This window comes from Candidatus Roizmanbacteria bacterium CG_4_9_14_0_2_um_filter_38_17 (assembly GCA_002788855.1).
GTDB lineage: Bacteria > Patescibacteriota > Microgenomatia.
Window position 1 is genome coordinate 30,417 of the sequence record PFSB01000008.1, and the last position, 11,605, is coordinate 42,021.

General features: G+C 38.0%; 12 protein-coding genes. 3 read left to right on the plus strand and 9 right to left on the minus strand.

Going from position 1 to position 11,605, the window contains the following annotated elements; genetic code table 11:
- Positions 1-137: 137 nt before the first annotated feature.
- From CO050_01750 to CO050_01790, 9 genes are all read right to left on the minus strand, one after another.
- Positions 138-1,097: an endolytic transglycosylase MltG gene (locus tag CO050_01750; protein PJC31916.1), complete on the minus strand. Its 960-nt coding sequence runs from the start codon at positions 1,095-1,097 to the stop codon at positions 138-140.
- Entirely contained in the window at positions 1,081-2,358 is a 1,278-nt protein-coding gene (locus CO050_01755) for a thymidine phosphorylase (protein PJC31917.1), read from the minus strand. The genes CO050_01750 and CO050_01755 overlap by 17 nt, the downstream gene beginning before the upstream one ends.
- On the minus strand, positions 2,355-3,110 hold the full coding sequence (locus CO050_01760; protein ID PJC31918.1) for a hypothetical protein: 756 nt from the start codon (positions 3,108-3,110) through the stop codon (positions 2,355-2,357). The genes CO050_01755 and CO050_01760 overlap by 4 nt, the downstream gene beginning before the upstream one ends.
- A gap of 51 nt (positions 3,111-3,161) precedes the next feature.
- On the minus strand, positions 3,162-5,252 hold the full coding sequence (locus CO050_01765; GenBank protein ID PJC31919.1) for a hypothetical protein: 2,091 nt from the start codon (positions 5,250-5,252) through the stop codon (positions 3,162-3,164).
- Between the two features lie 167 nt (positions 5,253-5,419).
- On the minus strand, positions 5,420-5,716 hold the full coding sequence (locus CO050_01770) for a hypothetical protein (GenBank protein ID PJC31920.1): 297 nt from the start codon (positions 5,714-5,716) through the stop codon (positions 5,420-5,422).
- Between the two features lie 49 nt (positions 5,717-5,765).
- A complete protein-coding gene (locus CO050_01775; GenBank protein PJC31921.1) occupies positions 5,766-7,577 on the minus strand; it encodes an alanine--tRNA ligase in 1,812 nt (603 codons plus the stop codon).
- Positions 7,578-7,598: 21 nt separating this feature from the next.
- Positions 7,599-7,883 carry a hypothetical protein gene (locus CO050_01780; GenBank protein PJC31922.1) on the minus strand — a complete coding sequence of 95 codons (285 nt, stop codon included), beginning with the start codon at positions 7,881-7,883 and terminating at the stop codon, positions 7,599-7,601.
- Positions 7,883-8,155 (minus strand): hypothetical protein, encoded by a 273-nt coding sequence (locus CO050_01785; GenBank protein ID PJC31923.1) that lies wholly within the window; start codon positions 8,153-8,155, stop codon positions 7,883-7,885. Before CO050_01785 ends, CO050_01780 begins: the two co-directional genes overlap by 1 nt.
- A gap of 51 nt (positions 8,156-8,206) precedes the next feature.
- The gene (locus tag CO050_01790; GenBank protein ID PJC31924.1) at positions 8,207-8,845 is read right to left on the minus strand and encodes a hypothetical protein; all 639 of its coding nucleotides are present in this window, start codon (positions 8,843-8,845) and stop codon (positions 8,207-8,209) included.
- Here CO050_01790 and CO050_01795 point away from each other — a divergent pair.
- The 3 genes from CO050_01795 to CO050_01805 form a co-directional block, all read left to right on the plus strand.
- Positions 8,763-10,187 carry a hypothetical protein gene (locus CO050_01795; GenBank protein PJC31925.1) on the plus strand — a complete coding sequence of 475 codons (1,425 nt, stop codon included), beginning with the start codon at positions 8,763-8,765 and terminating at the stop codon, positions 10,185-10,187. The genes CO050_01790 and CO050_01795 overlap by 83 nt on opposite strands.
- Positions 10,184-10,552, plus strand: coding sequence for a hypothetical protein (locus CO050_01800; GenBank protein PJC31926.1), 369 nt, complete (start codon positions 10,184-10,186; stop codon positions 10,550-10,552). Before CO050_01795 ends, CO050_01800 begins: the two co-directional genes overlap by 4 nt.
- On the plus strand, positions 10,553-11,605 hold a 1,053-nt coding region (locus tag CO050_01805; protein ID PJC31927.1), incomplete at its 3' end, for a hypothetical protein.

Genomic DNA, 11,605 nt, shown 5'->3' on the forward strand with positions numbered 1-11,605 from the left:
GGTGTTAAATTCATTTTGAGTACAAAATCTGCATGCTGCTTAGGATTTACAACCTCGGGGGTTACGGAGCTTTTACTAGTTATTTTATTTACTTAACTTAAGGCAAAGCCTTGTCTAGCCTTGAAATTCACTTATTATCAGAGGTATTTTTGGATATTCAAAAGGTGTTCGTCGTAGGTTTCGGAAAAATGAGTTGTTCCATCTGCTTCAGAGACATAATAAATATAGTTGGTATTAGCAGGATTAAGCACTGCTTTTATTGCAGCAAGTCCTGGATTAGCAATTGGTCCTGGAGGAAGACCGGTGTTTAGATATGTATTATAAGGAGAATCTAACTCTTTATCTAGAGAGAGAGCTTGGGGCCACCATTTACCAGTTGCCTCATCGTATCCCTTAATATACTGTAGGGTAGCATCTGCCTGTAATGGCATACCAATTTCTAACCTATTTAACAATACCGATGCTACTTTAGGCCTATCATTAGCAAAACGAGCCTCTCTCTCTACAATCGAAGCAATTGTTATTATTTGATGAAGCGAGTATGGTGAATTGGCAATTTGAGCAGCTAATTCTTCCTTAATCTTAGTTTCAAAGTTTCGATTAAATATAGCTAAAACTACTTCTGCAGATGCCTCCTTGGGTATAAGATAAGTGTCTGGAAACATGTATCCTTCTTTGGCAAGTGCTAAAAACTCAATCTCTGGAATTCCTAGTTCTTGAGATATTCGCATTGCAACTTCACCACTGCGCCAGCCTTCGGGAATAGTAATCCAAGAATCAATGGTTCCATGCGTTAACCCATCTGCCACTTCCCGCGCACTCATGGAGGGCGATAAACGAAAATCCCCCGCTTGAATACCTTTTGCTATGTCATTAAGTCGCACGATAATGAAAAATCCCAGGGGACTTCTAATAAGTCCTTCTTCTTTAAGTCGCGCTGCTATACTGCGTACACCTTCACCCTTTTTAACCACAAAAATAACCGCTTGGGAAGATTGATTAACAGGAGAAGTGGATTCTTTATACCAAATTAACAACCCTCCTACTACTAATAGGGCTATAACCGTCGCAACTGTTAGTCTATTTTTCAAGATAATACATCGGTAGCTGCATTAACGTATCAACCGCTTCATCCAGCCGCCACTTGCTCGAACTATACAATACCGCCAGTATATCATTTTTATTGACCTTGTCTGATAAACGTTTGACTATTTTCATACCTGCCTGCTTATCCTCTGGCGAACCTAATATTCGAGAAACTCCATTTAATTCTTTGGAATTAATCGCTTTAACAACTCCAGAAGTTGAAGCTTTTAACTCAAATTTATATTTACCAACTTTAAACATGCTCCTGCTAAAATTTGGGTCTCCTCCTTGTGCTTTTACTATTTCACGCATCTTTAAAAGCGCCGCACCGCTCTTTAATACTTCTTCTGCTATCTCGCGCCCTGTTCCAGATTGGCTTACTACTGGAAGAGAGTTGCGATCTACCACGTCAGCTAAACACATATCTAACAAACTTCCCGCTAAACGGAGTGATCGATCTTCAAACTTTATTGGTCTATCTTTATCTTGCTCAAGAATAGCCAACACATCATGTATTTCTAGCACTGGCCCAACCCCAAATCCATTTGACTCATCGGTTGGAATAACTTCAATTTTAATTTTAATTCCAAATTTCTTAGCTATATACTCAAATTTTTCAGTCACAACCTGGGCATCTTTCATATGACGCACTTTCATGTATGGCCCAAAGGGTATATCTATCACTAGATGAGTTGAACCCATAGCAATTTTTTTAGCCATGACAGATACAGCTATCTTGTCAAATGATTCAAATGCTAGCGGTCGCTCAACTTGAATAATTACATCATCGGCTGGAGCTATTCCAAGCTTTCCACCCCAAACAATACAACCATTGGTTTGATTAACTATATTCTTTATTTGGTCTACCGGAAACTCAACAGGCGCCAATACTTCCATAGTATCTGCAGTTCCTGCTGCTGCTGTAATAGCTCTGGTCGAACTTTTAGGAATTTTGAATCCGGCTGCTGCAACAATAGGCGTGACTATCATCGACGTTCTTGTACCTGCAACTCCACCAATAGAGTGTTTATCGGCCACTATACCCTCAAACTTGATCTGTTTCCCCGTCTTTACCATTGCATCGGTAAACTCAACTAGCTCATGCTTGGTAAATCCCTGACTAAATCCGGCTGCGGCAAAATACGTAGTAAGAATAGGACCTAAGCGATTGTGGCCAATCTCATCCATCAATGCAAAAATTTCATGGTCAGTTAGCTTCTGACCTTTTAATTTCTTTTTTATTGCTTCAATAGCCTCTTTTTTGCTGTTCATAACGACTTTAACCTAGCTCTAACTACTAGTCGCTCCATATATGTACCCGGAGGTACACATGTTACTAAAGTTAGGTACGAGTCGTCAAATTTTTGCTCTAATATCTGAACATCTTGTGGTTTAACTACAAACATCTCTTCCACAACATATTTATACTTCAGTCCATCATATTCTGCAAAAATCTCATCCCCTTCTTTCAGTTTTGGTAAAGTAGAAAAAATAGTCTTATAGTCTTCTGGATTATAAAAATACGGCAAGGTTGAATGACCAAAAATTACAGCATTACCATAATCTCCAGGTAGTGCTGTTCCTCCAAAATGGATTAAGCTCTTACTTAAATCTTCACCACCAACCAATGCATTGGCATCGCTAATTCCCAACTTAGGTATAGATATCTTATATGAATTTCCTTGCACATCTGCCGATTGCTGAGCAACTTCTGGAAACCAGTTTGATGCCTGAGTATAGTCAACGCTTGTTCCACTATAAGTTAATACAGATTCCTTTTCGATAGTTTTAGCTTCAACTGATTCAACAATGTTCGCAACTGGCACTGGATTGAGCAATGGTCTTAGTTTTGGAGCTTGAATCAACTGGAAGGAAAGAATCGGCCATGCAACCCAAGAAATAATACCCATACCCATACACATCAATACACTAGAAGTTATAGAGGATTTTTTCTGCCCAACCATAGTCATAAACGATTGACTAGGTTCCGCTTTTAAATAGACGTACTTTACTCGGGCAGACATACTACAACTTTAGCAGAACTATCCCATAGATTGCAACCTGTAGTATACAAATTACCTTGTAGAAATAACTATAGTCAGCTTATCTTGTTTGGGTAGGTGTATGGGGGTAATAAATGGTAAAAACTTGCTAAATGAAACCTCAAACCCAGATACTAACTTTTGTGATCGCAGCTCTTTTTCAAGCTCCGAAACTTTATTACCAGCTACTAATTTAGCTATCTCATCTTTATCTACATCTGGTATTAATGTTGTAGCAAATGAGACTTTAAAGTCCACTGACCCATTTTTATTAACTTTTTTATCCAATATGGTTTGGCGACTGAACCCTCTAATGCTTTGATATCCCTCAGGAAAATCCGTCTCCGATTCCTGCTTCAGTAATAAAGCAATATCTTCAGGATTAAATCCCACAGCAGTAAACTTTACTTCTGCGCTCATTGACACCGATTTAGCCTGCTCCCCAACTTTTTCACTCAACTTTTCACTAATTATTTCGCTTTCAATGGTATCTTCTACAACTGTAACCTTATCTTCTTTATTAGATTCAATATCACCCTTAGCTTTTTTCTGAAGACTATCAGTAATTTGTTTTCGTAAATTCGCAATATCCTCCTTGCCTACAACGGATACCTCTCGACTTGTTCCTCCAGAAAAGTCTTCATCAGCTGTAGCTGAGTAGTCAGATGAAACAAAATCTTCAAACACCAGATCTGTTCCACTGCTAATATTTCCATCAGGTCCAATATCCACCGCCGTGACAGATGTCTGCGTTTTACCATATATTTTTGTTTCACTTCCTGCTTCAATCTTTACTGATGCCGAAGCTATTTTGACCTCTTCATCTAAGCTGTATCTAATTTTGTTAGGAGCAACTAATCTTTCACCTTTGGCGAAGGTTTTTGAGCCAGATGCCTTATTATACAAAGTTACTTTACCTGAGGCGGGGTCTCCAATTAATTTTGTTCCCTCCGTATCGGCAGAAGCTTCTCCTTCAAGCGTAACAGATACAGTTTTTCCTGGAACAATCCTCTCTTCAACATCAACTTCCTCTGCTTCTGGATCAAGCGTAAAATCCAGATCTTGTTCAAACAGTTTTGTGTCCACAATTATTTTAAGCTCTGCGCCACTTGAATAAAAAAGCTGCGCCATAATAGCTCCCACAACCAATAACACAAGGACTATCATAAAACCACCTACTATTCCCAATTTTGGTTTAAAACTAAAACTAGGCACGCTAAACTTGGGTCGTGGCAAAAATCTTGTTTTGGGCTCATCACGTTCCACTTGTTTTGGCTCCATTGTTTCAATCTGATTTTCTGTAGATTCTGTTTTTGATAAAAATCCAACATCTTCTGGTTTAATTTTCTTAATATCTCCATCCATCTCAATCAAGCTTTTTTGAGTGTATGCTCCCACCACCGCTTGCAATGTAGTTTGAGCAGGTAATGCTTCTATTTTAGGAAAGTGCAAAAAGTTACTTTCTTTATCCCAAGCAAAATTCAAAAACTCATCTTTAGTACTACTTAAGTCCATAGTTCCGTCATAAAGAATAATTTTTGCAGGTAATACTTCTTGCTTGAAATCGGCAAGCGCAGATTTAACGTCCATACATATATTATCCGTGTGAGCAACTGTTTTTTCCTCTACAATATTGCCAATCTTCATTAAAGAGACCTGTATTTCATCAGGGTACACGCCAACAAAAATCGCGCTCTCCTGCATCCCGCTTTTGGCAGATAGAAAATATGCTAATGCTTCAGAAATAACCACAAATCCTGTGGGTTTTAGTGACAACTCTTCCACCAAATTTTTTAGCTGATTTTTTACTTCAGGCTTAATACCATCACCTTCAACATATTCTTGAGATAAGCCAAATATAGTTTCTTCAATTTTCTCTGTCCCAGGTAGATCCTCTGCGATACCTGTAAATAAACTGTCTAGTGTTTCAATAGAATCGGGGATTGAGCCAGAAAAAATTGCGGCGCAGTAAGACAAAATATTAACCTTATCCTCCTTAGTTGTGAATGCAGCAACAGTAATCGTGGATAGCTCAAACAGAACAGCAAAAGAGATTTTTACCTCCTCCCCACCAACAGCAGATTTATTAAATAATTTCTGCGAAATAACCTCAGGCAGCCGCATACTTACATCTTACCATTTATAGAGCTGTCAAGACAAAAAAGTATCCTTCTCTATCAGGCGGATAAACTCCGGCGGTAATCCATGTTTGTTATTTACTGGATCCCCGATCAAGTCGGGGATGACAGCATGAATCCTTTTTAAACCCCTAGGACTTAAAAAGACCGTAGTTACGAACTAAACTCAATATTTCTTAGTTTTACAGTCTCACTCGTCACTAATTTTGCTAGCTTGCCCCAATTTTCAACATCTCTTTTATCAACCTCAACCTCATTATAGAGAGTATCACCAGGTCCACAACTATTAAAACGAATACCTAACCTTGCTCCCACAAATCCAAAGTTATCCGTAGTATCTTGAAGCCAAGCGAAAACATCTCTACCTATGGTCCATTCTGTCCTATCTCCAGTAGCTACTACAACATCGAAAAAATCGCCCCCAGTAGACACTTCTGCTTTAGTTGTCATATTAACACCTCCTCACGGGCAAAGAATGACCAGATTGTAACACAAGGACTTATTTTTTGCTTAGCGTGGCATAGATTCTTCTAATACCAGAGCCAGCTGATTGTTCTTTTATTATTTTGAAAGTGCCCAATTCTCCAGTATGTTCCACATGCGGGCCTCCACAAAACTCTTTAGAAAAAGCTTCTGCCTCTTTTCCTTTATTACCAATAAAGTACACATTTACTTTGTCACCATATTTCTCTCCAAAAAAAGCCATGGCTTTTAACTTTTCTGCATCTTTCTTATCTAATATTTCTGACCAAACATCAAAGTTGCCCTTTATCTTAGAATTGACCAATTCTTCTATTTGTTTTAACTCGTCTTCAGACAAGGTTTGGGAGTGAGAAAAATCAAACCGCAACCTTTCGGCTGTAATATTGCTTCCTTTTTGTTGCACATGCTCGCCCAGTATTTCCCGAAGTGCATAATGCAATAAATGCGTAGCTGTATGCAATTTTATTGTCTCTTCATTATGATCTGCCAAACCTCCAGCAAAGCGCTTAGTTGCTCCCTTCTTAGATATTTCACGATGTTTAGTGAGCGCTTTATCAAAATCTGCCTTACTAATTTTAATCTTTCTCTCAGATAGCAACTCTTCTGTTATCTCAAAAGGAAAGCCGTATGATTGATATAAATCAAATACAAACTCGGAAGTTATCCTCTCAGCTGGAGTTTGATCAATCATTTTTAATCCCTTAGTCAAGGTAGAACTAAACTGAACTACTTCCTTGGTTATTAAATCTGTAATATTTTTCTCTGACTTTTCTGGTTTAGAAAAATACGGCGACTCATCATACATTTTTATCACCTGTTTACAAATAGAAATAATCTTACCTGGAGACCTAACATCTAACCCCAGACTTCGCATTTTTACAATGGAACGACGAATTAGCTGACGTAGCACATAACCCTGATCTTTATTTGAAGGAACAACTCCATCTTCAATTAAGAAGGTTGCCGCACGCAAATGATCAGCAATAATTCGCATTGCTACCTTATTTTGTTCATAATCTCTATCTGTGACAGAGACAATTTCATCAATAATTGGCTTGAAAGTTGTTGTTTTAAACATATCTGGTTGATTTTCTACTGCCGCTACTAACCTTTCTAAACCTCCTCCAAAATCTACGTTTTTTTTTGGTAATTTCTCCAAACCAGCCTCAATTTTTTTGTAGGTCATAAAAACAGAGTTTCCGATTTCAAGAAATCTCCCACAATCACAGTTAGGATGACATTTACTACCAAACTCGTTATCATGAGCAGTTCCAAAATCATAAAATACTTCAGACGTGGGGCCACCTGGCTCACCGATTGGCATATTATCTGGAATTCCTGCACGGCTCCACCAATTTTTTGTAGCTGGATAGAAAAAAATATGATCTTCTTGTACTCCTAATTTTTTCCAAATTTTGACTGAGTCAGTGTCCTTTGGAATATTTTTATTTCCTTCAAATAAAGTAACATATAATTTTCCAGAAGACAGATTTAATTCTTTTGTCAAAAATTCCCAAAACCAAGTAAGCTGTTCTTGTTTCCAGTAATCACCCAAACTCCAGTTCCCGAGCATCTCAAAAAAAGTAGTGTGGCGATTATCTCCTACTTCATCAATATCCATAGCTCGAAAACATTTTTGCGAATCGGCTATTCGGGTTCCTTCTGGGTGTTCTTTTCCTAATAGATACTGCAACATTGGCTGCATGCCAGATCCAGTAAATAATGTTGTAGGATCATCTTCAGGCACCAAAGAACCTGAAGCAACTATCACATGCCCATGATTATTTAAATAGTCGAGGTATTTGCGCCGAATCTCATTTATTTGCATATGCAAATTTTACCACGCAAATTAGGATGCCTTTTTAGCCGCCTTTTTGAAAAAACGCTTAGCTGATCTGCTTATAGTCTCCAATGCTCCAGTATTTTGTTTAGTTTCGCTTACAAGCGTATGACCAGCAAGCTGAGGATGTTCGTCGATAAATTCCTCCCAGATTTCTACTCCTTCTTCTTTAATTTGCTCAATAAGTTTTTGTCCTTTTTTTGTACCCAAAGCAAACAGCAGAGATGATCCTAAAACCAAACCCGCCACAAAACTCAAGTTCAACTCATGGTCTTTGTGTTCAATATCTGACATTATTCCTCCTTTTCACTATCCGCAGAACGTTTCTTAAGTATTGATATTAAACTCAATGCCGCGCTCATTCCAGCACCAAGACCAGCAAGGCTACCAACAGAGGAAGATACTTTATTCGTGAAACCAGAAATATTATCAACAGTGCTATTAACCTTACGAATAACCTGGCGGATTTCTTTAATCACATAGACTACCTGTATCCCAATTACCGCAAGCAACACTGTGAGCACAATCACCACGACCACCAACAACACTTGCCAACCTTCAATCATGATTCAAGTATGAAACATCTATCCGAGTGTGTCAAGTCTTAAGACAGTTAATTAGGGCTGATAACGAATATTGCGCTCAATCCTTGACACCTTTCCATTTTTATTAACTGCCTCTAACACGAACTCATTTACCCCTTCAATTACTCCTACCTCAATCATAAAATCACCGCCTTGTGATACTTTTTTTTCTTTACCGTTTAAAAACAGCTCAGCTTCAGGATTAACTTTTCCTTTGAAAGTCAGCTGCCCAACATTTATGACCTGGTCCTGAGCAGGCTCCACCAGCTCTAGTATTGGCGCTCCAAGTAAACCCCTAGCCTGATTAAACAGATATGCAAAAAATATAAGCAAGATCAAGAGAACGGAAACCACCACGGCTCTCTGTGGTGTAATTTTGAGCAAAGGATTATCTAATGGACTATGCATTCCTTCTGGCATTATTTCACCAACTTGACCATCTGCATATTGTCTACGAAATACAGCTAAAACTTTAACCGAGTCCAGATCTAAAAACTCACTATAATTTTTAATAAAACCGCGAATGTAATTAGGAGAGGAAAAAATCGTAAAATCATCTCTCTCAATTGCTAATAAATATTGCTTGCGTATGCGCAACTTATTCTCAACATCTTCCACAGATAATTCTAGTTGCTTTCGCCTTGAACTTAATAATCCACCTGCTGTTTTCATTTATTATTGTAAAATAGAGTTATACATGTTGAGCTTATTATGGCAATTTCTTAATCAGCACACGCCTCTATTTTACCTTACCCAGCCTATCTGGCGAGACGAAGCTTTTTCTATTCTTATCGCCCAAACAAATCCCATAGAGATAATTCGTGCTACATCTGCTGACTTTACACCTCCACTATTTTATCTAATACTAGATTATTGGATATTGCTTTTTGGCACAAGCGAAGTAGCTACGCGCTTATTATCACTAATATTTCACTTTGGAACCGCAATTATTGTCTATCCACTTACTAAATTGCTATACAGAGAATTAAAACTTAAAAATCAACAATTACCTCTATACGCCAGTATTCTTACCTTTCTAAATCCCATGTTGCTATATTATGGATTTGAAGTACGCGCCTATTCTCTCTTAACTCTATTCGTAACATTATCTTTTTATGCACTCATCACGCGTCGCAAATATATATACATCATCAGTGCAGGTCTGGGGTTATATACTCATTATTATTTTATACTTGCATATCTAGCTCAAATCATATACCTAGTTTTTACTACTTCCAGTATAAAAGCTGTCAAAAAGAAGCTGTATGTAACTATTCCTGTTGTTGTCTTTGCGCCCTGGATACCATACCTAATTAATCAGATAAGGGCCTCTTCTGAATCCTGGTATTATCCTATTACTCAACAAACTTGGCTAACATCATTAGCAAGCCTGTTTACAAATTACCAGAGTAAACCAGCTAGTTTAGATAAGCCTCTCACTTACCTTACTATAGCTACTATTGGCCTTGCGATTTTTTTGGCTACAAAAAAGACTAGAATGACTAAATTACTAGCAATCTGGTTATTATTTCCACCACTCACCCTATTAACCATATCCGAGTTTAAGCCTCTTTGGGTTAACCGCTACTTATTACACATTGCAGTAGTTGAATCTATTTTAATTACACTATCTATAGGAATGTTATCTAAAAAATTTCATCTACTACTCTTCTGTTTAGTCACTGTGTGTTTAATCTGGTTTAATAGCTGGTTCGTAGATTATCAGCGAAAAATGGACTACCGCACTCCTCTCCAGACGCTCTCTCAAAGACTTCAACCCGATGATATTGTAGCCACAACGGATTCTTTAGTATTATTTGAAACTCGTTATTATCTACAAAGATATATGAAGTCAAATATCACTAAAATTCTCTTAAAAGAAGGCGAACATTTACCACGTTACGTCGGAACTGCTATTATAGATAAGAAAGATATAATATATACATTACCAACAAATAACACAGTGTATTTATTAAATCTTGACGGAAGTATAATTTTAAAGCCAAAACAATGAACATCCGCAACCACATAACTAAGTTCTTGTTTTTTATAAAGCAATCTCCAATTAAACAAAGTAGTTACGCTTTTCTTGCAATGTTAGTCATCTCTATTATTAGCTTAGCCGCATACTGGTCTAAAATCCCGCCCCAAGTGCCACTCTATTATTCTCTACCATGGGGAGAGCAACAACTAGCTTCACCAGTTGAGCTAACCTTACTCCCAACGCTTGCTACAAACATCTTTCTAACCAATCTTCTCCTGGTATACGCACTTGTACCAAATGAAAAACTACTAGTACGCATAGGTGTTTTGGGAGGACTTTTCTCGAGTGGTTTACTGTTTTACACTTTTTTAAATATTATATTCTTGGTCACTTAAGTGAATTTAATTACTCCATTTATTTTAAGCTTCGTTCTAAGTTTGCTATTCACCCCTTTGGTTATACGCTTAGCCCATAAATACTCCTTAATAGACAATCCTACTAGACGCAAAAAAACAACCCAAACACACAAAGGGAGTATTCCTCGAGCTGGTGGACTTGCAATTGGTACAGCTATTTTGCTCGCTATTTTAATCATTCTTCCTTTATCTAAGCTCATAATTGGAATAATATTGGCAATACTAATTACCATTATTATTGGAATCATCGACGATATAAAAGAAAGCAACCCCTATCTTCGCTTTATCTCTAACTTAGTTGTGGCCGGCATCATTGTTGGAGTAGGAGTTGGCATTCCTTTTATAACCAACCCTTTTAACGGCGCAATATTACTGGATAAACTACAGTGGACATTTGAATTTTTAGGTCAAAGCCACTCTGTTCTCATCTTTGCAGATCTTGCTGCCTTAATCTGGATCGTCTGGACAATGAATATTGTGGGCTGGTCTGGTGGTGTAGATGGGCAATTGCCTGGGTTTGTTACGATCGCTGCGTTTGTCATTGGAATTCTCTCATTTAACTATTCAGCTCATGATGTTTCCCAGCTAACCGTTGCTACTTTAGCATTTATCACTGCTGGAGCTTATGCTGGATTTCTACCCTGGAATTTTTATCCTCAAAAAATAATGCCTGGCTATTCTGGTAAAAGTCTCGCTGGTTTACTTCTTGCCACTCTCTCTATTCTTTCAGGTGCCAAGCTAGGTACAGCCCTCTTAGTACTCTCTATTCCTATGACAGACGCCGCCTTTACTCTCTTTCGGAGAATTGCTAAAGGAAAATCTCCTTTCTGGGCAGACAAAGGTCATCTTCACCATAAACTACTAGAGAGGGGTTGGGGGCGGAGAAAAATAGCTCTCTTCTATTGGTTAACTAGTGGAGTATTGGGGTTAATAGCTCTTTCTTTAACATCAACCGAGAAAAAATTCTTTGCCGCAGCTCTTATTGTTACTCTTATATTAATGCTCCTATCCTGGCTCCACCTGGCCACCCAC

Coding starts and splice junctions, on each gene's coding strand:
- CO050_01770 (PJC31920.1), bottom strand. CDS start 5,716: ATGACAACTAAAGCAGAAGTGTCTACTGGGGGCGATTTTTTCGATGTT.
- CO050_01760 (PJC31918.1), bottom strand. CDS start 3,110: ATGTCTGCCCGAGTAAAGTACGTCTATTTAAAAGCGGAACCTAGTCAA.
- CO050_01795 (PJC31925.1), top strand. CDS start 8,763: ATGCGCAACTTATTCTCAACATCTTCCACAGATAATTCTAGTTGCTTT.
- CO050_01800 (PJC31926.1), top strand. CDS start 10,184: ATGAACATCCGCAACCACATAACTAAGTTCTTGTTTTTTATAAAGCAA.
- CO050_01775 (PJC31921.1), bottom strand. CDS start 7,577: ATGCAAATAAATGAGATTCGGCGCAAATACCTCGACTATTTAAATAAT.
- CO050_01765 (PJC31919.1), bottom strand. CDS start 5,252: ATGCGGCTGCCTGAGGTTATTTCGCAGAAATTATTTAATAAATCTGCT.
- CO050_01790 (PJC31924.1), bottom strand. CDS start 8,845: ATGAAAACAGCAGGTGGATTATTAAGTTCAAGGCGAAAGCAACTAGAA.
- CO050_01785 (PJC31923.1), bottom strand. CDS start 8,155: ATGATTGAAGGTTGGCAAGTGTTGTTGGTGGTCGTGGTGATTGTGCTC.
- CO050_01780 (PJC31922.1), bottom strand. CDS start 7,883: ATGTCAGATATTGAACACAAAGACCATGAGTTGAACTTGAGTTTTGTG.
- CO050_01755 (PJC31917.1), bottom strand. CDS start 2,358: ATGAACAGCAAAAAAGAGGCTATTGAAGCAATAAAAAAGAAATTAAAA.